The following is a 23,451-nucleotide window of genomic DNA, read 5'->3' on the forward strand; positions in this document are numbered from 1 at the left end:
GGGAACAGAAATACGAATGTTAAGCAACCTCGCGGCGATGCAGTCTCGAAGGGCGCGCCGCTCCCTCGTTTCGTCCCGACCGATCGGCGACAATGGGGACGTGACGGAACCCGGCCCGTTCTCCCCCCGCACGCGCCGCGAGGCGCGGGTGGCGGCCGAGCGCGCGTCGATGGCGCCGCGGACTCTTGCTCGTCACGCGCGGGGCCGCCGGGCCGCTCGACTGCGCGCGATCTTCGCCGTGGCGGCCTCCGCCGCGCTGCTGTTCGGCGGTGCGGGGGCGGTCACGGCCGCGGTCGCGGGAGGGGTGCTCACCGAGGGCACGCCCGTTTCCGCGCCCGACCGCGTGGCCACCTCCAGCGAACCGTCGCCGAGCATCGACGCGATGATCCAGGCGATGCCCGTCGAAGGGCTCCCGTCGCCGACGATGGACGCCACCACCGCCGGACGCGCTCTTTGCGACGACCCGACGTTCACCCAGGTGCTCGCCTCCGGAGACGACGGCGCGACCATCGCCGCCGCGGGCGGCGCCGAGGCCTTCCGCTCGGCGGTGGCCGCGGGTGCGGCGCCGTGCATCTCCCTCGGCGACCCGAACCGCACCTGGGTCGTCGTGAACAAGCAGCGACCGTTCTCGCCGATCGACTTCGGTCCGTCGCCCCTGGCGCTTCCCGGGGGAGTGAAGAGCCTCTCGGGCGGAGAGTTGCGGGCGGATGCGGCGGCCGCCCTGTCGGCGATGATCGGCGCCGCTCGTGAGGCGGGCGCGGGCGATCTGGCGATGGAGAGCGGGTACCGCTCGTACTCCACGCAGCAGTCCACCTACCGCGGTCACGTCGGCGACCGCGGTGTCGCCGGCGCCGATCTCGTCAGCGCGCGGCCCGGTTTCAGCGAGCACCAGTCGGGCCTCGGCGCCGACGTCGTCGCGTGCGGCGCGTCGGGATGCGGCTCGCTCGACGACCTCGCCGCGACCCCGCAGGGCGCGTGGGTCGCGGAGCACGCCTGGGAGCACGGCTGGATCGTCCGTTACCTCGACGGGCGCACCGACGTCACGGGCTACCTCCCCGAGCCGTGGCACCTCCGGTACGTCGGCCCCGAGCTCGCCCGGGCGTACCACGACGGCGGCTGGACGACGCTCGAGGAGTTCTTCGGCCTCCCCGCCGCCCCCGGCTACGCGAGCTGACCCCCGCCCGCGCACCCGGCAGCATCCGTCCCACCGCCGCCGAGACCACATCCACTCGCCGAGCCCGCACGCTGCCGGCGTTGACGTCGTGCGGGCTCGGCGAAAGCACGCGGGCTCGCGAAGCAGGCGGTGCGATCGACCTTCGGGTTGACATACGCACCGGTTAGTGGAAACGTTTACGCCGCGGGTGTAAACGTTTCCATCCGCGCATCTCAAGGGAGAGAATGTGCCTCGAGCCACCATCACGCAGGTCGCCGCGCTGGCCGGCGTCTCCATCGCCTCCGCGTCCCGCGCGCTGAACGGACAGATCGCCAGCGCTGAAACCGTGGAGAAGGTCAGGCGTGCAGCCGAGGAGCTGGGGTACGTGGCCGACGCCGCCGCGCGTTCGCTCAAACTCGGTCGCACCCAGCAGCTGGCGTATGCCGTGGCCGACATCGGCAACCCGGTCTACGTCGAGATGATGAGCGCGGTCGAGCGGGTCGTCTCCGACTCGGGGTATCGCCTGGTCATCTCCTCCACCGGCACCGCGTCCTCGTCGCTCGACGTCGTCCGAGACCTCGGCCGCGGCTACGTCGACGGCATGATCCTGTCGCCGTTGCGCGTCACCACCGAGCTTCTCCAGGCGCTCGTCGACGTCCCGGTGCCCGTGGTCATGCTCGGTGTGGCCTCGCAGGGCTCGGGTCTCGACACCGTGCAGGCGGACTCGGTGACCGGCATGCGTCTCGCCGTCGACCACCTCGTCGCAGAGGGCCGGCGCAGCATCGCGTTCATCAACGGCCCCGTGGACACGACGCCCGGGCGCCTGCGGCTCCAGGGATTCGAAGAGGCGATGCGTGACCACCCCGGGATCGACAGCCGTACGGTGATCGCCGCCGACTTCACCATCGCCGCGGGCCACCGCGCGGCCCTGGAGGTTCTGGAGACCGCCGAGGGGTTCCGTCCCGACGCCGTCGTCGCCGCCAACGACCTCATCGGCATCGGTGTGCTGCATGCCGCGGACGATCTGGGGAGGACGGTGCCGGACGACCTCGCCGTCACCGGAATGGACAACACCGAGCTGTCCCGCGTCGCCCGTCTCGGGCTGACCAGCGTCGACCTCGGCGCCGAGGAGCGCGGCCGAGTGGCCGCCGACCTGCTCCTGGCCCGCATCGCCGACCCCGGGCGTGCCGCGCACACCGTCACGGTCGCGCCCTCGCTGGTCGTACGCGGGTCGAGCCGGCGGGCGCAGCCCTCGCTGCGGGCGGTCGCACGGGAGGACGCGGTATGAGCACGCTCACCCGGGAGCGCCCGGCGAAGGCCACGGTGCGCAGGATCGGCCCACGGGCGCGTGCCGAGCGTCGGGAGGCCATCGCCCTCGTCGTACCGGCTCTCCTCCCGATCATCATCTTCTCGGTCGTCCCGCTCGTCAGCGGGGTCGCGCTCGGGTTCACCAACGCCACGCTGCGCCGCGATGCGGAGATCGACTTCATCGGGCTCGGCAACTTCATCGAGCTCGCCGGCGATCAGCGCTTCTGGGGTTCCTTCGGCATCGGGCTCGTCTGGGCGGGATCGGTCGCGCTGCTCACCCTCGTCTCGGCGATGGGCCTCGCACTGCTGCTCAACAGCAACCTCCGCCTCAAGACCCTCACCCGCGTGCTCGCGCTCATCCCGTGGGCGATGCCGCCGGTCGTCATCGCGATCGTGTGGCGCATGATCTACAACCCGAACTCCGGTCCTCTCAACGCGACGCTCGGGTGGTTCGGTCTGCCGGGGGTGAACTGGCTGGGCGACTTCTCCACGGCGCTGCCCGCGGTCATCGTCGTCGGCGTGTGGTCGGGCATCCCGCAGACCACCGTGCTGCTCCTGGCGGGCATGCAGTCCATCGCCCCCGAACTGCACGAGGCAGCGGCCGTCGACGGGGCCGGGGCGCTGCGCCGCTTCTGGCACGTGACCCTGCCGGCGTTGCGCCCCATCATCATCGCGGTGACGATCCTCGACTTCATCTGGCAGTTCAACTCCTTCGGGCTCATCTACGTGCTCACCGAGGGCGGGCCGGGCGGGCGCACGATGATCCCGCCGCTGTTCACCTACCTCGAGGCGTTCCGCAATCGCGAGATCGGCTACGCCTCGGCGATGGGAGATGTGCTGGTCATCGCGATCATGCTCTTCCTGTCGATCTACCTCGTGCATCAGTTCCGTCAGGCGAAGGGCGGTCGATCGTGACCCGGCGTCCCTGGTACACCACCGGTCTGATGTACGCCGCCCTGGCCGGGTACCTGATCTTCCTGGGGTTCCCGCTCCTCTGGCTGCTCTCGGCGTCGTTCAAGACGTCGTCCGAGCTGAACTCGCTGGCGGTCAACCTGCTGCCCGCGGTGTGGGAATTCGGCAACTACGTCACCGCCCTCGAGCGGCAGAGCCTCATCACGGCCGCGGGCAACTCGGTGCTGGTCTCGGTCAGCACGATGGTCATCACGGTGCTGCTGTCGATGCCGATGGCCTACGCGCTCGCCCGGCTCAAGGGCAAGCTGCGAGCGGCGGGCACGGTGTGGATCCTCACCAGCCAGGTGTTCCCGTCGATCCTCATCATCATTCCGCTGTTCCTCGTGCTGCGGACGATCCAGCTCAACGACACCCTGCTCGGGCTGATCCTCGTCTACGTCACCTTCACGATGCCGTTCACCCTGTGGATGCTGCAGGGGTACGTCGCGGCGATCCCGCGCGAGCTGGAGGAGGCGGCCGAGATGGACGGCGCCGGTCGGTTGACCATCCTGCGCCGCGTGGTCCTGCCGCTGCTGGCTCCCGGCCTGGTCGCGACGGCGATGTTCACCTTCGTGTCGGCGTGGAACGAGTTCTTCCTCGCTCTCGTGCTCATCCAGAGTCCCGAGCTGTACACCCTGCCGATCGCGCTGCGCTCGTTCCTGGGCGCGGAGGGCCAGACGCAGCTCGGCCCGCTCGCGGCCGGGGCGATCCTCGCCACGATCCCGTCGCTGATCATCTTCAGCATCCTTCAGAAGAAACTCACCGGCGGAATGCTCGCCGGTGCCGTCAAGGGCTAGTCCCCCCATTGGGAGAAAGAAAGGTCATCATGTTGAGAACCACCCGAGGCATCGGCGCCTTGGCGCTCGCGGGCATCGCCGCCCTCGCCCTCAGCGCGTGCCAGCAGGGCAGCGCGAGCGGCGGATCCACCAGCGAGGACGGCGTCGTCACCCTCCAGTTCCAGTCGCTCTCGGATCAGCCGGCCACGCAGGCGGCCATCGCCGACATCGTCGACACGTGGAACGGCGAGAATCCCGACATCCAGGTGCAGATCGTGCAGGCAGGCTGGGACGGCACCTACGACAAGCTCATCACGCAGTTCACCGGCGGCACGGCGCCCGACATCATCCACTACGAGGCGTCGTCGATCACGTCGTTCGCGCTCGACGGGTATCTCGCCGACCTGACCGATCTGATCGACCCCGAGCTGCGCGACGACATCTCCGAGGGCATTTGGGACTCGGTGACGGTCGACGACCAGATCATCGCCTACCCCTCCACCCTGCAGTCGTACATGGTGTTCGCGAACACCGCGCTGCTCGAGCAGGCCGGCGTCGAGATCCCCACGGGCGACTCGATGACATGGGAGCAGCTGCAGGAGATCGCGCGGGCGACCACGACCGACGGCCAGTTCGGCCTCGGGTGGGGGCTCGCCTCACCCACCGCGACCATGATGAGCCTGTCGCTGGGCTTCGACGGAGGCTACTTCGACGGGCAGGGCGCCGACGCCTCGATCGACGTCGGGGCCGACGAACTCGCCGTGCCCGAGCGTATCCACGAGATGGCCTACGACGATCGCTCGCTCGACCCGACCTCGCTCACGCAGTCGGGCTCGGAGGTGCTCGCGTCCTTCTACGGCGGCAAGGTGGCCCTCACGGTGCAGGGCTCCTTCCAGGCGACGAACATCGCCAGCGACGCGCCCGAGGGCTTCGAGTGGACGGTCCTGCCGCCGCTGGAGGGGAGCGCCGGCGCACTCCAGGCCGCCAACCCGCAGACCTACTCGGTGAACGTGGACTCGGAGCACGTCGAGGAGTCCGCCCAGTTCCTGAACTTCTTCATGGGTGCCGACAACCTCGCTGAGATTGCGTACGCCGACGCACTCATCCCCTCCTCGCAGGGTGCCCGCGACCGGGTGGCAGCGCTCGCCGGCGACGCCGTGGGCTGGGAGCAGATCCTCGCCTCGGGAGACGGCCTGGTCGGTCCGCCCTTCCTCAAGGTCGACGGCTACACGGAGTGGAAGGACACCATCGCCACCCCCGCGTTCCAGCAGTACCTCGCCGACCAGATCTCTTCGGATCAACTCGGCACCCAGCTGAGCGAGGGCTGGTCGGAGATCAGGGGATAGACGCGCACGATACGGGGGACGGGCGCACGGCCCGTCTCCCGAGCAAGCCGGCAGGAGACGAACGGATGAGGGATTCAATGGATGCGTTGCAGGATCGGGTCGCGGGCGTGCTCGCGGGCGCGGCGGTGGGAGATGCCCTCGGCGGTGCGACCGAGGGGTGGACGCCGGAGCAGATCGAGGAGCGGTACGAGGGACGGGTCACCGGGATCGTCGGTCCGTTCCTGGCCGACTGGCGCACCGCGCGACCCATCGCGCCGTACCACAAGGGCGACGGGCACGTCACCGACGACACCCTCATGACCCATGCCCTGGTGCAGGTGTACGACGCCCGGCGCGCGCACCTCGACGCCTACAACGTGGCCAGCGACCTGGTGCCGCTGATGATCGGTGAGCGCCGCTGGGTGCCCGAGCTGGAGGATGACGTGCTGATCCTGCAGCGCGTGTTCCTCGCCGAGAAATGGATCGTCGCCAAGCTCCACTACGGTCACGCCGACCCCCGGGAGGCGGGTGTGGGCAACATCATCAACTGCGGCGCCACGATGTACATGGCGCCGGTCGGGCTCGTGAACATCGGCGACCCCCAGGCGGCGTACGCGGAGGCGATCGACATCACCGGCGCGCACCAGGCCTCGTACGGCCGCGAGGCCGCGGGCGTCTTCGCTGCCGCGGTCGCCGCCGCGGCAGCGCCCGCCGCGACCGTGGCCTCGGTCCGAGAGGCGGCGCTCTCCGTCGCGCACGACGGCACGGCAGCGGCCCTCCGCGCGGTGCTCGAGGCCGTGGACCGGTTCCTCGCGGGGGGCGGGTCGGACGATCCGCGCGAACTCGGCCGGGTGGTGCGCGCTGCGGTGTCGCCCTTCGACACCGTCGGAGACGCCTACCGCGCGCCCGCGATGGATGCCCGCCTGCCCTCGCGCACGAAGTCGATCGAGGAACTGCCGGTGGCGCTCGCCTTCGTCGTCGCGCACGGCGGCGACCTCGCCGCATCCGTTCTCGATGCGGTCAACTACGGCCGCGACTCCGACTCGATCGCCGTCATGGCCGGCGCGATCTGCGGCGGTCTGGGCGGTCGCGCCGCAGTGCCCGACGAATGGGTGTCGGGCGTGACCGAGGCGAGCCGCCTCGATCTCGACGGTGTGATTCAGACGATGACCTCCGTCGTCCGAGACGTCGCCGCTGCCGACGCGGAGCGAGCCCGCGCCCGCGGCGGGGCCCTCGAGGCGTTGCTGGCCGGGCAGTGGGATGGTGTTCCCGTATGAGGCTGACCTGGGCTCAGCCCGAAGACCTCGTGGCTGCGGAACTGGTGGCTCTGCGCGAGCAGGGCGTACCGGCCGACGCCCTGGCCGATGTCGCGCGGCGGTGGGAGGGCGCCGGCGGGTCCACGGTGCTGGCACCCAGCGGGGCGAGCGCCGTTCCGGCGGCGCCGGAGGTGCGTTCGCTCGCGCGGCGCATCCTCGACGAGCTCGATGGTCACCGGGCGCCCAGCGCAGACGAGCCCGACGACTGGGCCGCGATCGCAGAGATCATCACCGCGCGACGACCGGATGCTGTGCGGCGGGCCTCGTTCGACCGGGTGCACGGCGCGTGGTTGGGGCGCGCGGCGGGCTGTCTGCTGGGGAAGCCGGTCGAGAAGATTCCTCGTGCCGGGGTGGAGGAGATCGCGCGGAGCACCGGGAACTGGCCCATCAGGGGCTACTTCACCGCCGTGGGGCTGCCGCAGGACGTCGCCGAGCGGTGGCCCTGGAACCGCCGCTCTGCTCCGACGTCGCTCGTGGAGAACATCGACGGCATGCCGGAGGACGACGACCTGAACTTCCCGCTGCTCGCACTCGATCTGCTCGAGCAGCACGGGCCCGCGCTGACGACCGACGACGTCGCGCAGGCCTGGCTGGCGTCGCTGCCGGCCGGTCGCGTCTTCACGGCGGAACGCGCGGCGTACCGCAACCTGCTCGACGCCCGACCCGTCCCCGAGACCGCCACGTACCGCAACCCCTTCCGCGAGTGGATCGGGGCGTTGATCCGCGCCGACGTGCACGGATGGGCGAACCCGGGGGATCCGCTCGCGGCGGCCTCTTCGGCGTGGACCGACGCGCGACTCAGTCACACGCGCAACGGCCTGTACGGCGCGATGTGGGCTGCGGCCCTTTGCGCGGAGTCGATCGTCGCGGGCTCCGCCGGCCAAGCGCTCGATGCGGCGAGCGGGGTGGTGCCGCCGCGGTCGCGCCTCGCGGGCGCCGTGCGGCTGGGCCGTGAGCTGGGCGCCGACATCGTCGCGGGCCGTCGCACGACGCACGGGGCGCTCGACGTGCTGCACGAGGAGTTCCGCGGCATGCACTGGGTGCACACCCTCAACAACGCCGCGCTCATCGCGTGCGCGATCGAGGGCGCCGACGGCCGCTTCGGCACCGGTGTGGCGCTCGCGGTGGCCGGCGGATGGGACACCGACTCCGCCGGGGCCACGGTCGGGTCCGTGCTGGGCGGACTCCTCGGATCCGAGGGGATCGATGAGCGATGGACCTCACCGCTGCGCGACAGCATCTCCACCTCGCTCCCGGGTGGATCGGAACGCTCCATCCGCGCGCTCGCCGAACGGACGGCGGCGCTGCCGGAGAGGATGAGCGCATGAGCGTCGTCGTCGTGGGAAGCGCCAACCTCGACGTCGTCGCGCGCGTCGCCCGCATCCCCGCACCCGGCGAGACGGTGTTGGCCTCCGGTCTCCGCCGCAGTGGCGGGGGGAAGGGCGCGAATCAGGCGGTGGCTGCCGCCCGCGCGGGAGGCGCCGAGGTCGCTTTCGTCGGCGCGGTCGGCGATGACGCCGGCGGCGCCGAGCTGCGGGAGGGCATGCGCGCCGACGGTATCGATGTCGCCGGGCTCGAGACGGCCGATGCGCCGACCGGTACGGCGCTCATCTCCGTCGACGACGACGGCGAGAACGCCATCGTCGTGGTCGCCGGGGCGAACGGAGCACCCACGCAGCTGAGCGAGAGCCAGAGCGCGATCGTCGCCGGCGCGCGAGTGCTCGTGACGCAGCTGGAGGTTCCTGTGCCCCTCGTCCGAGCGGCGGCTGCCGCCCGCGCGGACCGGGCGTGGCACGTCCTCAACGCCGCCCCGTCCTCCCCGCTGACGGGCGACGGAGCGACACTCCTCGCCGACGTCGACGTGCTGGTGGTCAACGAGCACGAGCTGCGCGACATCGCCGACGTCGAGGGCTTCGACGATGCCGTGGGCGCCCTGGCCGCGCGACTGCCGGCGCTCGTGGTCACCCTGGGTTCGCGGGGATGCCTCGTCGTGGTCTCCGGTGACCGACGGATGCTTCCCGCCCACCCGGTCAGAGCGGTCGACACGACGGGTGCGGGGGACACCTTCTGCGGCGTCTTCGCCGCATCCCTCGCCCGTTCCGGCGCCCTGCCCGGCGACGGCGCCGTCCTCGAGGTCTTCGCGGAGGCGGCGCGGGTCGCCGGCGCCGCCGCTGCGCTCGCGGTGGAACGCCCCGGCGCCCAGGACGCCGTGCCCACGGCCGCCGAGGTCGCCGATCTGATCGCACGTTCGGGGGAGAGCCGATGAGCGCTGGATTCGACCCGCTGCACCCGCGGGAGATCGACCTTCCCACCGCCGTGCCGCTGGACGGCGACCTCTCCGAAGGCGAAATGGCCGAGCGCCTCGACGACGCCAAGATCTTCGCCGCTCCCGACGATCCGGCCGATCTGTCTCGCTGGCGCGCGCAGCTGACGGCCTGGCGCGACGGTGCGCGTCGCCGGTACGCGCAGACCGCCCGCTACGACGATCCGGCCTCGGCCTGGGCGAGTCGGTGCTTCACCGTCGCGCAGGTGTGGCTGTGGGACGAGCTGTTCTTCGATTTCGCTGCGCAGCGCTTCACCCCGGAGCGCTTCCTCCACGACGCCCGCGAGCGCTTCGGAGGGCTCGACGGGGTGGTGCTCTGGCACGCGTACCCGGTCATCGGCATCGACGACCGCAACCAGTGGGACTACTACCGTGTGCCGGGGCTCGAGGCGGCCGCGGCGTCTCTGCGGGATGCGGGGGTCGCGGTCTTCGTCGACTACAACCCGTGGGACACCGGCACGCGTCGGGGCGGCGAGGACGCCGCCGAGCTCGCGGACGTGGTCGTTCGTCTCGGCGCGGACGGGGTGTTCCTCGACACGTTGAAGAAGGCCGAACCCGATCTCGTGGCCGCGCTCGACGAGGCGCGGCCCGGCATCGGTCTCGAGGGGGAGTCCAAGCTCGCCACGGCGCGCATCGCCGACCACACCCTCTCGTGGGCGCAGTGGTTCGCCGACTCCGCTGCCCCCGGCGTCCTGCGGGCGAGGTGGTTCGAGCGACGACACATGCAGCACCACATCCGGCGCTGGCATCGCGACCACGCCGACGAGCTGCGCTCGGCGTGGCTGAACGGAGTCGGGGTCATGGTCTGGGAGGTCGTCTTCGGCGCGTGGGTCGGGTGGAACCGTCGCGACGCGGGCACGCTGAGACGGATGCTGCCGGTGCAGCGACTGCTTCACCGGTGGTTCGTCGAGGGGGAGTGGACGCCGCTGACGGTCGTCGACGGACCGGTGACCGGGTCGGACTTCGCCCTGGAGGGTGTCACCGTGACGGTGCTGGCCAACGCGGGCGATGCCGACGTGGTCCACCGACTGTCGCCCGACGCGTCGCGGGTGGCGGACGAGCCGATGCCGGGCGGGCGGGCCCCGATCCGGTGGATCGCGCTTCACGAGCCGGACGCCGTCCTGATGACGCAGCCGCCCGCGGTGACGGTGCCGGCGCGGGGCGTCGCCGCCGTGGCGCGGGTCGAGGGCGACGCCTCGCCACCGCCGGAGCTTCGCGATGTGGCCGTGGCGCTCGCCGGGAGGCCCCACGTCGCCGATGCGACGTTCCCCCACCGGCGGGCACATCGGCTCGCGCCCGTCCCGCGTGAGGGGGCTTCAGCGGGTGCCGCCGAGATCGCGCGCGCCTCGGCGGGGGCTCTCGTCGTCCCGCAGGGCGAGCACGTTCTGACCGTGCGGTACCGCATGAGGGAGACCGGCATGTACGAGGGTGCTCCCTACGTGGACGAGTGGAAGCCGCTCCCGCCGCGTCTGCACGACCTGCGCACGCTCGAGCGGGTCGCCGTCCTCGACGCTCCCGTGCGCGTGGCCGCTAAGGAGGTGACCGAGGCCGAGTTCGCGCGGTACCTCGACGCGATCGGTGCGGCCGACGCGTCCGAGCACCCCCGCTCCGAACGTCCCGTCTCGCGGGTGACGTTCGCCCGTGCCCGCGATTACGCGGCCTGGGTCGGGGGACGACTGCCCAGCGAGGACGAGTGGCAGCTCGCCGCCGAGCAGACGGGTTTCACGCGCCGGCGTCCTCTGGTGTGGAATTGGACCGAGTCGGAGCACAGCGACGGACGCACGCGGTTCGTGATGCTGAAGGGCGGAAGCGACCACCGCTCGGAGGGGTCGGACTGGTACTTCGACGGGGGGCCGCAGCATCCGCAGTTCGCGGCGAAATACCTCCTCCCCGGGCTGGGGATCGACGCATCCCCCTCGATCGGCTTCCGCGTGTGCTGGGACGGCGAGCGATGACCCCCCTGCACGGCCTCCGCGTCATCGATGTCTCGACGCTGTTCGCCGGGCCCATGGCCGCCATGCACCTCGGCGACATGGGCGCAGAGGTGATCAAGGTGGAGCATCCGACGCGTCCCGACCCCTCCCGTGGCCACGGCCCCAGCAAGGACGGCCACAACCTCTGGTGGAAGACGCTCGGGCGCAACAAGCGCACCGTCACGATCGACCTGCACACCGAGGGCGGCCGGGAGGCGTTCCTGCGTCTCGCGGCCACCGCCGACGTCGTGATCGAGAACTTCCGACCCGGAACGCTGGAGCGCTGGGGCCTCGGCTACACGGAGCTCTCCGCGGACAACCCGGGTCTCGTGCTGGCCCGGGTGACCGGGTTCGGCCAGATCGGTCCGTACCGCTCGCGGCCCGGGTTCGGCACCCTCGCCGAGGCCATGAGCGGATTCGCCGCCGCCACGGGCGAGCCCGACGGGCCGCCCACCCTGCCTCCCTTCGGCCTCGCCGACGGGGTCGCATCGCTGGCCACCGCGTACGCGGTGATGGTGGCGCTGCACGCCCGCGATGCCTCGGGGCGCGGGCAGGAGGTGGACGTGGCGATCATCGAGCCCATCCTGGCCATGCTCGGTCCGCAGATCACCCGGTGGGATCAGCTGGGCACCGTGCAGCCGCGGACGGGCAATCGCTCCGGCAACAACGCGCCGCGCAACGCCTACCGCACCGCCGACGGCTCGTGGGTGGCCGTGTCGACCAGTGCGCAGTCGATCGCCGAGCGCGTCATGGCCCTCGTGGGCAGACCGGAACTCGTCGACGAGCCCTGGTTCGCGTCGGGCGCCGAGCGCGCCGCGCACGCCGACGTGCTCGACGAGGCGGTGGGCGGGTGGATCGCCCGTCACGACCGCGCGGAGGTGATCGCCGCCTTCGACGCGGCCGAGGCAGCCGTCGCGCCCATCTACGACGCGAGCGACATCGTCGACGACCCCCAGTTCGAAGCCATCGGCACGATCCGCCGCATCCACGATCCCGACCTCGGCGAGATGGCGATGCAGGGGCCGCTGTTCCGCATGTCGCAGAGCGAGTCGCGTGTGGACTTCACCGGTCGCGGCCACGGCGCCGACACCGACCGCGTGCTCGAGGAACTCGGGTACACCGCCGCGCAGATCGCTGCGTTGCGCGACGAAGGGACGATCTCATGACCATCGCGGCGCTCTACGTTCCGGGCGATCGTCCCGAGCGGGTCGTGAAAGCGCTCCGCTCCGGGGCGGACGGCGTCATCGTCGACCTCGAAGACGCCGTCGCGCCGGCGCGCAAGGCCGTCGCACGAGAGGTGCTGGCCTCCCTCGCCGGCGAGATCGACGCCGCGGCGCGCGAGGGATCGGTCGTGGCGGTGCAGGTACGGATCAACGCCCGCGGCTCCGCCTGGCACGACGATGATCTCGCGGCGCTTCGAATCCTCCCGGTCTCGATCGGCGTGCGTCTGTCGAAGACGCAGTCCGCCGCCGACGTCGACCAGGTGTTGCAGGCGCTCCCGGGCCGTGATGTGCACGCCCTCCTCGAGACGGCGCTCGCCGTGGAGCGGGCGTTCGAGATCGCCACGTCGGGAGCGGCGTCCATCTCCACGGGCGAGGCGGATCTGCGCGCCGAGCTCGCCGTCCCCGAGGGCGAGGAGGGGGAGGCGGGGCTGCGCTGGTCGCGCAGCCGCGTCGTCAACGCCGCGGCCGCGGCGGGTCTGCCCGCCCCTCTCCTCAGCGTCTACGCCGATGTCCGCGACCTCGATGGGCTGGAGCGCAGCTGCCGGGAGGGGGCACGTCTCGGGTTCGGCGGGCGCACGGCGATACATCCGCGGCAGCTCGCGGTGATCCGCTCGGTGTTCACGCCCACCGATGCCGCGGTGAGACGGGCGGAGGAGATCATCGCGAGGGTCGGCTCCGCCGCGGGCGACGGCTCGGGAACGGTCGTTCTCGAGGACGGCACGTTCCTCGACGTCGCGATGGTGCGCGCGGCACACCGCACCCTCGCCGCTGCACGCCGCTGATCCGCCGTCTTTCCCGCCGCTCAGGCGGTGCAGGTGGCCTGGTCGGCCTTCGAGCCGCTGACGTTCCCCGGCAGCGCGACCGACTCGTCGGACGGCGCCGAGGTCACCGCATCTGTCGGCTCGGGTGCGTTGGACGGGGGTGTCGGCTCGGGCGCGTCGGACGGGGGTGTCGTCTCGGTCGGGGCTGCCTCGACGACGCCCCCGTTCGCGCCGAGCTGCCCCGTGAGCTCGAGCGGTCGGTTCTGCGCGAGGGCATCCCACAGCTCGGCGGCCGCCTGCTGATCGGGGATGACGTGGTTGGTGTTGCTGGGGTCGTCGAACACCGGGAACTGCACGAAGGTGATGTCGGAGGTCGGAACGTCCTTCGCCGCGAGCGCGAGCTGCATGATGCGGATCGGGTTGGCCAGGCTCGAACTGGGCGTGATGTTCTCGGATGCGGCGGTCGCCAGGCGCAGCACCGCGGCAGGATCGGAGAGTACGCCGCCCGTGAGCTTGCGGGAAAGGCTCGACAGGTACTGCTGCTGGTTGCCGATACGGGCGAGGTCGCTGCCGTCGCCGACGCCGGACCGCACGCGCAGGAACTGCAGCGCCTCCGCGCCCTGAACGGTGCGGGGACCGGCCGACCAGTCGATGCCCGTGTTCTTCGGGTCGCGCAGTCCGCCCTCACCGATGCAGACCTCGACCCCGCCGATGGCGTCGGTGATGGCGATGACGTTGCCGAAACTGGCCTTCGCGGCGAACGGGATGCTGAGCCCGCTCAGTGCCGACACCGTGTTGACGACGCAGTTCAGACCGCCCTTTCCGTAGGCGGCGTTGAGCGACTGCTTGCTCACCGAGGCATGCACGACTCCGTCGTCGTCGGTGCATTCGGGGATCGCGACCTGCAGATCGCGGGGGAACGACACGACGGTCACGCGGCGGGGGGCGTCTGACACGTGCACGAGCATGTTCACGTCGTTCAGGCGACCGTCTGCGTCGGGTCCTGTGCACCGGCCCGGGAACATGGCGATCAGATCGGGCTCGCACTCGTCGGTGCCGACGATGAGCACGTCGAACGGTCCCTCGTACGCCCCGACGCTGGGAGGCTGAGCCACCTCGGTGTCGAGGTCGACGGAGTTCTCCTCGATGGAGGCCGCCAGGCTGTACGCGGTGTAACCGATCGTGCCCGCGCCGGCGACCAGCACCACCGCGACGATCACGCCGACCAGCGTGAGCAGCTGGGCCACCAGGCTCGGCGATCCGAGGCGCGCGTGCTGCGCCACGGTCTTGCGTCGTCGGGTCATGGTTCCCCTCGTCGGTCTCGGACGAGTCTATGCAGGGGCCCGTAGGCCTACCCGCTCAGCCGGCGAGGGGCGTGGCGCCGGCCCACGCGAACAGCGCCGCGGATGCTGCCCAGAACGCGACGACGAACACCACGTCCCGCGCGCGGAACGGCACGAGATGGCGCTCGGTGCGGGTCGGGTGGGCGCCGAAGGCCCTCGCGTCCATGGCGAGCGCGACCCGCTCGGCATGACGGATCGCCCCGGCCAGGAGCGGCACGATGTAACCTCCCCAGCGCGCGGCCGCGGCGACGGGCCCACGGCCGCCGTGCGCCCCGCGCACCCGATGCGCCTGACGGATGATCTCCAGCTCGTGTCCGAACCTCGGCACGAAGCGGAATGCGGCCAGCGCCGTGTATCCGATCCGGTAGGGCACGCGCAGCTGCTGCACGAGAGAGCGCACCAGGTCGGGGCCGGTCGTGGTGAGCCCGCCGACGAGCGCGAGCGCGACGATCGCCCCGAGGCGCAGCGCCGTCGCGAACCCTGTCGCGAGGGCTCCGCCGTACAGCGTCCACCCGCCGAGCTGCAGCACCGTCACCGACTGGTCGACGCGCGCGGCGTCGGCCCAGACCGAGAATCCGAGGCCGATCACGAGCACCGAGGCGGGGATGGCGAAGGCGAGCAGCCCCCGCATCCGACCGCTCGGCCGGGCGCCCACCAGCAGCACGGCGTACGCGAGCACGAGGAACGCCAGCGGCGCCGCGAGATCGCGCGCGAACACCAGCGCGATCATCGCGGGCAGGGGCGCGGCGATCTTCGCGAGCGGGTTCAGCGCCGGGAGGAAGCGCAGCCCGCGGGAGGGCGCGGCCTCGGCGTACGGGTCGACGACGGCGGTCATCCTCTCGCCCCGGGGAGATCGGCGATGCGCGCGACGGACGACAGCGACGGATGATGCGTCAGCCCCCGGAGCGCCTGCCGCAGCGGCGGCGGGCGCAGGCCCGCGCGTTCGATGAGGGCGTCGTCGGCGAACACGGCCGTGGTCGGCGCGGCCGCGAGGATGCGTCCGTCGGAGACGACCACCGTGCGCTCGGCGTAGTCGGTCACGAGCTGCATGTCGTGCGTCACGACGACGACGGTGGCGCCCTCGGTGTGGAGCCCCTCCAACAGCGACAGCAGCTCGTCGGCGCGGGCGCGGTCCTGGCCGAAGGTCGGCTCGTCGAGCACCAGCAGGCGCGCGCCGCCGATCAGTGCCGTACCGACCGACAACCGCCGCTTCTGTCCTCCCGACAGCAGGAACGGATGCGCCTGCGCGCGGTGCTCGAGCCCGAAGCGCGCGAGCATGTCGTCGACACGACGGTGCACCTCGTCGTCGGGCAGCCGCTGCATCCGGAGTGCGTGGGCGAGCTCGTCGAACACCGAGTTGGCCACGAACTGGTGCTCGGGGTTCTGGAAGACGAAGCCGACCGACGCGGCGAGGGTGCGCGCGTCGGTGCGGTGCACGTCGCGCCCGGCGACCTCGACCGTGCCGCGGGGCGGTCGCATGACCCCCGCGAGCGCCTGCGCGAGGCTCGTCTTGCCGGCGCCGTTCGCGCCGACGATCGCGATGAACTCGCCCGCGGCGATGTCGAGGTCGACGTCGTGCAGCACGGGGGTGCGCCCGCGTGTCAGCGTGAGCCCGCGCACCCGCACGAGGGGCGCGGATGCTGCGGTCGACGGAGCCTGTCGAGCTCCACCCGAACCGGTGGAATCGGCCGCGATCGGTGCGCGAGCGGCCGCGGCTTGCCTGTTCCCGCCGATCGCACCGATCTCGATGGCCGGTTCGGCCTCGAGCGCGGCGTGCAGCTCGGCGGGGGTGAGGGGGAGCGGATCGAGCGTCATCCCCGCGCGGCGCAGGCGCATCGCGGCCAGCGCGGAGGTCGGCAGCCACACACCGAGGTCGAGCAGCTCGTCGGCGCGCCGTCGCATCACGGCGTCGACGGTGTCGTCCATGACGAGGTGGCCGCGGGCGTCGATCACGACGACGCGGTCGACGAGCCCGACGGCGGCGTCGAGGTTGTGCTCGACGAGCACGATCGCGCGGTCGCCCTCGGCGACGAGATCCGCGAGCGCCGCGTAGACCTCCTCGATGCCGCGGGGGTCGAGGTTCGCCGTGGGCTCGTCGAGCACGAGCAGGGGCGACCCCATCGCCAGCGCGCAGGCGATCGCGAGACGCTGACGGCCGCCGCCCGACAGGAGGTCGGGGTTGTCGGCCCGGCGGTGCCAGAGTCCGACGCGTCGGAGCGCTGTCTCGGCGCGCGCGAGCACGTCGTCGACCGGCAGTCGCAGGTTCTCCGGTCCGAACGCCACCTCGTCGAGCACGGTGCCCGTGACGAGCTGAGCGTCGGGGTCTTGGAACACCATTCCCACCCGCGTGCTGAGCTCCGCCACCGGGGTGGTCGCCGCATCCGCCTCTCCGACCCGCACCGTGCCGACCACGGTCGCGGGAACGGCATGGGGGATCAGTCCGTTCAGAGCCAGGGCGAGGGTGGATTTGCCCGAGCCGCTCGGTCCGAGCAGGAGCACCACCTCGCCCGGCGAGACGTCGAAGGTGACGTCGGCGGGGGTCGCCGTGGATGCCTCGTCGTGGGTGATCCCGACCCCGCGGACGCGAAGGAGGGGGACGGACGTCATCCGTCCAACTTAGCCCACCCTAAGTTGGCGGGCCGGGGCTCAGCGGTGGCCGGGGACCCGGCCGACTCCGGTGCGGCGGAGGGCGGCGCCGACGGCGAGGGCGGCGGCCGTCCACGCCACCGGTCCGAGCACGGCCAGGACGAGGTAGGAGACGCCCGCCCAGGGCGCCATCGTCGACAGGTGCGCGATGAATCCGACGGCGACGGCGATGACGGCGCCGATGATGACCGCCGAGATGAAGAAGCGCCACGATCGCCAGACACGGTAGCGGGTGAGGGCTGCGACGCCCTCCTGGATGCCGCCGAACAGCAGCGCCGTGCCGAGGAACGACAGCGCGAACTGCGGGGCGACGGCGCTGGAGACGAGAGCGGCCAGCACGTGGGTGATGAGGGCGACGAGAGGAAGCCGCAGCACCTCCTGCGAGATGATCCCCGGGATCACGTGCACGCCGAGCACGAAGCCGTAGATCACCGGGATGCCGGCAATCACCGCCGGGGTGACCCAGCCGGCGACGGCACCCAGCAGGCCCGTGGCGACGCCGATGGCCGCGCACACCAGCAGGACGCGCGTGGAGAGTCGGGATGCTGCCGCCACGGCTCCAGCGTATCGCTCGCGGTCTGGCCGCGGGCCGGGCGGCCGGGTCGCTCGAGAGTGCCCGTATCGGCCGGTGGTGCCCGGATTTTCGCGCACGATCGGCGGAATCGGGCACCGTCGGTGCGCGGCCCTTCGATGCCGAGACGGATGCGGCGTGGTCAGCCGCGAGGCCGCTCAGGGCGACGGCGCGGGGTGAGGCGCACGCCGGGGAGGGGCGGTGCGGGAATGCGCTCGTCGGCGTGGTCGACGACGTGACCGAACCGGGCGGCCGCTGCCTCCCAGTCATCGCGGGCGTCGACGATCTCGTCGTGGGTGCGGCCGACGAAGTTCCACCACATGACGATGTCGGCCTCGAACGGCTCGCCTCCCAGGAGGAAGACCGTCGCGTCGGCGCCGCTCGAGACGTCGACCCACTCGCGCGACGTTCCGAGGTAGAGCAGGTGCGTGCTGTCGAGCGCGACGGGTGCGGTCGGGTCTGACGCGACGTGCGCCTCTCCGAAGCATCCGACCACCGCGTGCTCCCAGTCGGGGCGCAGCGGGATGCGCACCGTGGAGCCTGCCGGAATGCGCACCTCTGCTCCGACGATCGGGGTGTGGACGGTCGCCGGCGACGAGACGCCGGCGAGCTCGCCCAGCACGACGGTGGCCTCGCCCTCGGCGCCGGCGCCGACGGCTTCGAGCGCGACGACGGGCAGCTCGGCGTGCTGCTCGAACGCGGGGGCGCCGTGGCGACGCGATTCGGGGAGCGCGACCCAGAGCTGGAGGGCGTCGAGGGGCACGGGGTCGTCGCCGACCGAGTATTCGGAGTGGGAGATGCCCGCCCCGCTCGTCATGAGGTTCAGCGCGCCGCGTCGGACGACCACGTCGCTGCCCACCGCGTCGCGGTGCCGCACGTCGCCGACGAACGGCCAGGTGACCGTCTGGAGTCCGATGTGCGGGTGCGGCTCGACGCGCATCTTCGCCTCCTGCGGACCGAAGCGGTCGAGGAAGCACCAGGCGCCGACCATCGGCAGTGCGCGCTGCGGCAGGCTGCGATGCACCGACATCGCCCGCACCCCGCCCAGCGGCACTTCCCGTGCCTCGAGCAGCAGACTGCGGGGTCCGTCGCAGGCGACGGGGCCCTCGGTCTCGGGCGACCGGCCGGCGGCGCCGTCGGTGTCGAGCCGGGTCACGACGACTGTTCGCCCGGGGTCGCCGATTCCGCGGCGTCGTCGTCGTCGGGCCAGTCGACGACGAGGCCCGCGACGTCGTTGCCCTTGAGGTAGTGCGCGATGAACGGGCATCGCGGCACGACGACATCGCCGCGACGGGCGAGGTCGGCGAGCGCCTCGCCGGCGAGGATCGACCCCAACCCCTGACCCTTGAACTGCGGGTCGAGCTCGGTGTGGGTGATGATGACGCGGCCGCTGCGCGAGGTCAGGAACTCGGCGAAACCGCCGACGGCGTCTCCGACGTGGATCTCGTACCGCGACGTCTCGTCGTTGCGGGTGACGCGGGTCTCGAGGGTCATGCGGATTCCTTCCTCAGGCGTGGTTCCACCGTAGGCGCGCGATCCGACATCGCGCCAGATCCTCGCGCGCTCGGGCGATTCGTGATGGCGGGAGGGGATCTCACGGCCGGAGGATGCAGGCGCTCCCGCCCGTCCTCCGGCGGTGAGACCTCCTCCGCTCGTGACCGCGCGCAGGTCGGTGTCGGGGGCGCGGGTTATCGTGGGCGGGTGACTCCCGGACCCGATCGCGACCCCCAGGCGGGCGTGGCGATCGACCCGTACGACGGCTACGAGTGGAACCCCGACGAGCTCGCGCCGCCCGACGACTTCGACGCGCCGCCGCCGCCCGAGCCCGAGGGCTTCGGCGGTGGCCCCGCCCGCAGGGCCGGGCCCGGCGATGCCGGCCGCCGCGCGTCGAACGCGCCCGAGTCCGCGGCATCCGTCGCCCGAAGGGCCACCGCCCGTCGCGACTTCACGGGGCGCGACCCGCGCGAGGTGCTGCACGAGGTCTACGGCTACGACCTGTTCCGCGCCGACCAGGCCGACATCGTCGCCCAGGTCATCGGCGGGGGCGACGCCGTCGTGCTCATGCCCACCGGTGGCGGAAAGAGCGTCACGTACCAGGTGCCGGCGCTCGTGCGCCCGGGCACGGGGCTCGTGGTGAGCCCTCTCATCGCGCTCATGCACGACCAGGTCGAGGCCCTCATCGCCAACGGCGTGCGTGCCGCCTTCCTCAACTCCACGCAGGGCGCCGACGAGCGTCGCTCGACCGAGCAGGCCTACCTCGCCGGCGAGCTCGACCTGCTCTACGTCGCACCCGAGCGGTTGAACACCGCGTCGGCGCTCTCGCTGCTGCAGCGCGGGAAGCTCAGCGTCATCGCGATCGACGAGGCGCACTGCGTCTCGCAGTGGGGCCACGACTTCCGACCCGACTACCTCGCTCTGGGCGACCTCGCCGAGCGCTTCCCGGGCGTTCCGCGCATGGCGCTCACCGCCACGGCGACTCCCGCCACCGCGCGCGAGATCGTCGAGCGGCTGCAGTTGCCGAATGCCCGTCGCTTCGTGGCGAGCTTCGATCGGCCCAACATCCAGTACCGCATCGAGCCGAAGGTCGACCAGCGTCGGCAGCTCGTCTCGTTCATCCGGTCGGTGCAGCAGACCGAGGGGGCGGATGCGTCGTCGGCACCGGTGGGCATCGTCTACGCCCTCAGCCGCAAGAGCGTCGAGCAGACCGCCGACTACCTCCGGGGTCAGGGGATCGATGCGCTGCCCTACCACGCGGGTCTTCCGACCGAGGTGCGCGCGGCGAACCAGTCGCGGTTCCTCCGTGACGACGGGGTCGTCATGGTCGCCACGATCGCGTTCGGGATGGGCATCGACAAGCCGGACGTGCGCTTCGTCGCCCACATCGATCTGCCGAAATCGGTCGAGGGCTACTACCAGGAGACCGGTCGAGCCGGCCGAGACGGCGAGCCGTCGGTCGTGTGGATGGCGTACGGCCTCGGCGACGTCGTGCAGCAGCGTCGCATGATCGACCAGTCGCCGGGCGACCGCACCTACAAGATGCGCCTCGGCCAGCACCTCGACGCGATGCTGGCGCTGTGCGAGACGGTGGCCTGCCGGCGCCAGAACCTGCTCGACTACTTCGGCGAAGCATCCGAACCCTGCGGCAACTGCGACACCTGCCTGCAGCCTCCCGAGACGTGGGACGGCCTGGTCGCGGCGCAGAAGCTGCTCTCCACCATCGTGCGCCTGCAGCGCGAGCGGGGTCAGGCGTTCGGCGCGGGCCACCTCATCGACATCCTGCGCGGAGCGAAGACCGAGCGCATCACGCAGCAGGGGCACGACAAGCTCGCCACCTACGGCATCGGCGCCGACCTCTCCGACCAGGACTGGCGCAGCGTCGTGCGGCAGCTGCTCGCGCGTCAGATCCTCGTCGCTCAGGGCGACTACGGCACGCTGGCCCTGAGCGAGGCCAGCGGGGGTGTCCTCCGCGGCGAGGCGCCGGTGCCGCTGCGCCGTGACGTACTCGGCCGCAGTGCGGCGGCGGGCGGTTCGCGGGTGCGCAAATCGTCGTCGGCCGATGCCGTCGACGCGGGCGACCGCGACCTCTTCGAGGCGCTCCGGGCGTGGCGTGCCGAACAGGCCCGCGAGCAGGGGGTCCCCGCCTACATCGTCTTCGGCGACGCCACGCTGCGCGCTCTGGCGGCGGCGCGCCCGGGGTCGCTCGCCGATCTCGACGGCGTCACCGGCATCGGCGCGAAGAAGCGCGAGGCCTACGGCGAGGGCGTGCTCGCCGTCGTCGCGGCGCACTGAGCACCGCCTCGGCGGCGGCGCCGCGCGCTCGCTAGACTCGGGCTCGAGCCACCCGACCGACGAGCCGCTGAGGGGGACCGGTGAGCGACCTCGAGCTGGACCTCGCGGAGCTGCGTGCGGCCAAGAGCCGGGTCGTCGGTGCGCTGGCGACGTTCCAGAGCGCCGACCGGGTGGGCGACGACCTCGGAGCCCTCACCGGCGAGTATCGCCTGGAGCGCACCGTGCGTGACTTCGCCGGCAACTGGGACTACAACCGCGGCAAGCTCGAGGACCAGCTCACGACCGTCCGCGACTGGCTGCAGGCCATCGACGAGACGATGACCGAGCTCGACCAGAGCATGGCCGAGGCGAGCGACACGGATGGTGCCCCGTGAGTTCGGGACTCGCCGTCGACTACGAGGATGTCTTCGCGGGGCGTCCCGCCGAGCTCGAGACGCGCGCCCGGAACCTGCAGCTGACCGCCGACGCCATCTCGCGCGCCGCCGAGGCCCTGCTCGACCTGGTCGACGGGCAGACCGCCCAGTCGATCGACGCCGTCCGGGGTTCGGCGGAAGACGCGTCGGCCGGTCTACGACGCGCCTACGGTCGGTACGACGGAACCGCGACGGCGCTGACGACGTTCGCCGTCGAACTCGAGACGATCCAGGCGACGGCACGCAGCGCGGTCAGCGATGCCGACGCCGAGACCGACCGCTCGTACCGGCTCGAATCCGAGATCGGCGACCTGCGCAACGAGCTCGTCCAGGCCGAGGCGGTGGGCGAGTCCACCACGGCGCTCGACGAACGGATGCTGTCGGCGGCCGGTGATCTCGCCGCCGCGCACGGTGCGGTCGACGCCGCGCGGCGGGTGCTCAACGACGCGCGTCAGCAGATCTACGACGCGGCCGACCGCGCGATCGGCGCGATCGAGACGGCGATCGAGGACGACGCCGACTCCTTCGGCGACAACTGGAACCAGTTCTGGTCACCGGTCGGCGATTTCTTCGAGATGGTCGGCGAGTGGGCGTCGCAGGTGCTCTCGGTCGTCGTCGACGCACTCATGGAGGCCCTCAGCGCGCTCGTCTCGGCGCTCGTGGTGATCGCCCTGCTGCTGGTCGCGGCGTTCGTGGTCGGGCTGGTCGTCGCCTCGTTCGGTCTGGTCGGACTCCTCCTCCTCGGAGGCCTGTTGGCCGCGGCGCTCCTCCTCGCCGTGGTGTCCGAGACGGTCGGGCGCCCCCAGCAGACATCCGGTGGATGGAAGAGCGGGAAGACGACGCACGACGCGGAGATCGACGCCGAGAACGATCTCCTCGAGGCGCGCGACTATCAGGGGATCATGGCGCAGCTCGCCGAGCAGGACTCCGCGAGCGCCGGCGGCACCAGCACCGAGATCCGCGTCGTGGCCGTCCGCAACGCCGATGGCGAGATCATCTCGTGGCGGGTCCAGCTGCCGAGCACCCAGTGCTGGAATCCCCTCAACAGCGACGGTTCGCTGAACGACCTGCGCGCCGACGTCATGCTCTCGATGTTCCCCGGGGTGCCGACCCAGTACGAGCACGCGGTGTGGGATGCCATGACGGAGGCGGGCGTTTTCGAGAGCGACGCGCCCATCATGTTCACGGGGTGGTCGCTGGGAGGCATGATGGCGGGCGATCTCGCCACCGACCCCCGCGTCGCGGATCGGGTCGACTCGGTGTTCACCGCGGGCTCGGCGATCGACAAGCACTACTCCGCGATGCCGCCCGACGTGCGCGTCACGCAGATCAACAACGGCATCGACCCCGTGCACACGCTCGAGTTCCTCGGCCTCGAGACCGTCGACTACGTGCGCCTCGACAACGATTGGCAGACCTACCGCCCGCTCGTGTGGCCGATCCACGACTCGACGATGTACGGCGCCGAGGCGGAGCGGTATCTTCCCGAGCCGCGTCGGGGCGACGAGATCTTCTTCGCCGATCCCGGCGAGGGAAGCTATGAGGACGTCTATTCGGCGTCCTACACGAGAGGTTCCTAG

The 23,451-nt window shown here is 71.8% G+C and carries 20 protein-coding genes; 14 read left to right on the forward strand and 6 right to left on the reverse strand.

Annotation, left to right across the window (positions count from 1 at the left end):
* Nucleotides 1-100 precede the first annotated feature (100 nt).
* From DEU34_RS14315 to DEU34_RS14365, 11 genes are all read left to right on the forward strand, one after another.
* Nucleotides 101-1,174, forward strand: a complete 1,074-nt coding sequence (locus tag DEU34_RS14315; protein ID WP_183042499.1) for a M15 family metallopeptidase — start codon at nucleotides 101-103, stop codon at nucleotides 1,172-1,174.
* Between the two features lie 226 nt (nucleotides 1,175-1,400).
* Nucleotides 1,401-2,441: a LacI family DNA-binding transcriptional regulator gene (locus DEU34_RS14320; RefSeq protein ID WP_121151365.1), complete on the forward strand. Its 1,041-nt coding sequence runs from the start codon at nucleotides 1,401-1,403 to the stop codon at nucleotides 2,439-2,441.
* Nucleotides 2,438-3,376, forward strand: coding sequence for a carbohydrate ABC transporter permease (locus tag DEU34_RS14325; protein ID WP_121151368.1), 939 nt, complete (start codon nucleotides 2,438-2,440; stop codon nucleotides 3,374-3,376). The genes DEU34_RS14320 and DEU34_RS14325 overlap by 4 nt, the downstream gene beginning before the upstream one ends.
* Nucleotides 3,373-4,209 carry a carbohydrate ABC transporter permease gene (locus tag DEU34_RS14330; RefSeq protein ID WP_259460177.1) on the forward strand — a complete coding sequence of 279 codons (837 nt, stop codon included), beginning with the start codon at nucleotides 3,373-3,375 and terminating at the stop codon, nucleotides 4,207-4,209. The genes DEU34_RS14325 and DEU34_RS14330 overlap by 4 nt, the downstream gene beginning before the upstream one ends.
* 29 nt (nucleotides 4,210-4,238) lie before the next feature.
* Complete coding sequence (locus DEU34_RS14335; RefSeq protein ID WP_259460178.1) at nucleotides 4,239-5,534, forward strand: ABC transporter substrate-binding protein; 1,296 nt, start codon at nucleotides 4,239-4,241, stop codon at nucleotides 5,532-5,534.
* A 65-nt stretch (nucleotides 5,535-5,599) separates the two neighbouring features.
* A complete protein-coding gene (locus tag DEU34_RS14340; RefSeq protein ID WP_259460179.1) occupies nucleotides 5,600-6,790 on the forward strand; it encodes an ADP-ribosylglycohydrolase family protein in 1,191 nt (396 codons plus the stop codon).
* The gene (locus tag DEU34_RS14345) at nucleotides 6,787-8,157 is read left to right on the forward strand and encodes an ADP-ribosylglycohydrolase family protein (protein WP_121151372.1); all 1,371 of its coding nucleotides are present in this window, start codon (nucleotides 6,787-6,789) and stop codon (nucleotides 8,155-8,157) included. Before DEU34_RS14340 ends, DEU34_RS14345 begins: the two co-directional genes overlap by 4 nt.
* On the forward strand, nucleotides 8,154-9,095 hold the full coding sequence (locus DEU34_RS14350) for a ribokinase (RefSeq protein ID WP_121151374.1): 942 nt from the start codon (nucleotides 8,154-8,156) through the stop codon (nucleotides 9,093-9,095). The genes DEU34_RS14345 and DEU34_RS14350 overlap by 4 nt, the downstream gene beginning before the upstream one ends.
* Nucleotides 9,092-11,107, forward strand: coding sequence for an SUMF1/EgtB/PvdO family nonheme iron enzyme (locus tag DEU34_RS14355; protein WP_121151376.1), 2,016 nt, complete (start codon nucleotides 9,092-9,094; stop codon nucleotides 11,105-11,107). Before DEU34_RS14350 ends, DEU34_RS14355 begins: the two co-directional genes overlap by 4 nt.
* The gene (locus DEU34_RS14360; protein ID WP_121151378.1) at nucleotides 11,104-12,291 is read left to right on the forward strand and encodes a CaiB/BaiF CoA-transferase family protein; all 1,188 of its coding nucleotides are present in this window, start codon (nucleotides 11,104-11,106) and stop codon (nucleotides 12,289-12,291) included. The genes DEU34_RS14355 and DEU34_RS14360 overlap by 4 nt, the downstream gene beginning before the upstream one ends.
* Nucleotides 12,288-13,130: a CoA ester lyase gene (locus DEU34_RS14365; protein WP_121151380.1), complete on the forward strand. Its 843-nt coding sequence runs from the start codon at nucleotides 12,288-12,290 to the stop codon at nucleotides 13,128-13,130. The genes DEU34_RS14360 and DEU34_RS14365 overlap by 4 nt, the downstream gene beginning before the upstream one ends.
* A 20-nt stretch (nucleotides 13,131-13,150) precedes the next feature.
* Here the strand turns inward: DEU34_RS14365 and DEU34_RS14370 are convergent, their stop codons facing one another.
* From DEU34_RS14370 to DEU34_RS14395, 6 genes are all read right to left on the reverse strand, one after another.
* Nucleotides 13,151-14,413, reverse strand: a complete 1,263-nt coding sequence (locus tag DEU34_RS14370; RefSeq protein ID WP_121151382.1) for an LCP family protein — start codon at nucleotides 14,411-14,413, stop codon at nucleotides 13,151-13,153.
* 55 nt (nucleotides 14,414-14,468) lie between these two features.
* Entirely contained in the window at nucleotides 14,469-15,287 is an 819-nt protein-coding gene (locus DEU34_RS14375; protein WP_121151384.1) for an energy-coupling factor transporter transmembrane component T, read from the reverse strand.
* The gene (locus tag DEU34_RS14380; RefSeq protein ID WP_121151386.1) at nucleotides 15,284-17,059 is read right to left on the reverse strand and encodes an ABC transporter ATP-binding protein; all 1,776 of its coding nucleotides are present in this window, start codon (nucleotides 17,057-17,059) and stop codon (nucleotides 15,284-15,286) included. The genes DEU34_RS14375 and DEU34_RS14380 overlap by 4 nt, the downstream gene beginning before the upstream one ends.
* 39 nt (nucleotides 17,060-17,098) lie before the next feature.
* Nucleotides 17,099-17,653, reverse strand: a complete 555-nt coding sequence (locus DEU34_RS14385; protein ID WP_121151388.1) for an ECF transporter S component — start codon at nucleotides 17,651-17,653, stop codon at nucleotides 17,099-17,101.
* Nucleotides 17,654-17,811: 158 nt separating this feature from the next.
* Entirely contained in the window at nucleotides 17,812-18,825 is a 1,014-nt protein-coding gene (locus tag DEU34_RS14390; RefSeq protein WP_121151390.1) for a pirin family protein, read from the reverse strand.
* Nucleotides 18,822-19,163 (reverse strand): GNAT family N-acetyltransferase, encoded by a 342-nt coding sequence (locus DEU34_RS14395; RefSeq protein ID WP_121151392.1) that lies wholly within the window; start codon nucleotides 19,161-19,163, stop codon nucleotides 18,822-18,824. The genes DEU34_RS14390 and DEU34_RS14395 overlap by 4 nt, the downstream gene beginning before the upstream one ends.
* Before the next feature lie 207 nt (nucleotides 19,164-19,370).
* Here DEU34_RS14395 and recQ point away from each other — a divergent pair, with 207 nt between their 5' ends.
* From recQ to DEU34_RS14410, 3 genes are all read left to right on the forward strand, one after another.
* The gene (recQ, locus tag DEU34_RS14400) at nucleotides 19,371-21,458 is read left to right on the forward strand and encodes a DNA helicase RecQ (RefSeq protein ID WP_396652132.1); all 2,088 of its coding nucleotides are present in this window, start codon (nucleotides 19,371-19,373) and stop codon (nucleotides 21,456-21,458) included.
* An 80-nt stretch (nucleotides 21,459-21,538) separates the two neighbouring features.
* A complete protein-coding gene (locus DEU34_RS14405) occupies nucleotides 21,539-21,832 on the forward strand; it encodes a hypothetical protein (protein WP_121151394.1) in 294 nt (97 codons plus the stop codon).
* On the forward strand, nucleotides 21,829-23,451 hold the full coding sequence (locus DEU34_RS14410) for a hypothetical protein (protein ID WP_121151396.1): 1,623 nt from the start codon (nucleotides 21,829-21,831) through the stop codon (nucleotides 23,449-23,451). Before DEU34_RS14405 ends, DEU34_RS14410 begins: the two co-directional genes overlap by 4 nt.

It is taken from the genome of Microbacterium sp. AG1240, from assembly GCF_003635115.1.
Lineage (GTDB): Bacteria > Actinomycetota > Actinomycetes > Actinomycetales > Microbacteriaceae > Microbacterium.

Coding starts and splice junctions, on each gene's coding strand:
- DEU34_RS14325 (WP_121151368.1), top strand. CDS start 2,438: ATGAGCACGCTCACCCGGGAGCGCCCGGCGAAGGCCACGGTGCGCAGG.
- DEU34_RS14335 (WP_259460178.1), top strand. CDS start 4,239: ATGTTGAGAACCACCCGAGGCATCGGCGCCTTGGCGCTCGCGGGCATC.
- DEU34_RS14340 (WP_259460179.1), top strand. CDS start 5,600: ATGAGGGATTCAATGGATGCGTTGCAGGATCGGGTCGCGGGCGTGCTC.
- DEU34_RS14345 (WP_121151372.1), top strand. CDS start 6,787: ATGAGGCTGACCTGGGCTCAGCCCGAAGACCTCGTGGCTGCGGAACTG.
- DEU34_RS14350 (WP_121151374.1), top strand. CDS start 8,154: ATGAGCGTCGTCGTCGTGGGAAGCGCCAACCTCGACGTCGTCGCGCGC.
- DEU34_RS14355 (WP_121151376.1), top strand. CDS start 9,092: ATGAGCGCTGGATTCGACCCGCTGCACCCGCGGGAGATCGACCTTCCC.
- DEU34_RS14360 (WP_121151378.1), top strand. CDS start 11,104: ATGACCCCCCTGCACGGCCTCCGCGTCATCGATGTCTCGACGCTGTTC.
- DEU34_RS14365 (WP_121151380.1), top strand. CDS start 12,288: ATGACCATCGCGGCGCTCTACGTTCCGGGCGATCGTCCCGAGCGGGTC.
- DEU34_RS14370 (WP_121151382.1), bottom strand. CDS start 14,413: ATGACCCGACGACGCAAGACCGTGGCGCAGCACGCGCGCCTCGGATCG.
- DEU34_RS14375 (WP_121151384.1), bottom strand. CDS start 15,287: ATGACCGCCGTCGTCGACCCGTACGCCGAGGCCGCGCCCTCCCGCGGG.
- DEU34_RS14380 (WP_121151386.1), bottom strand. CDS start 17,059: ATGACGTCCGTCCCCCTCCTTCGCGTCCGCGGGGTCGGGATCACCCAC.
- DEU34_RS14395 (WP_121151392.1), bottom strand. CDS start 19,163: ATGACCCTCGAGACCCGCGTCACCCGCAACGACGAGACGTCGCGGTAC.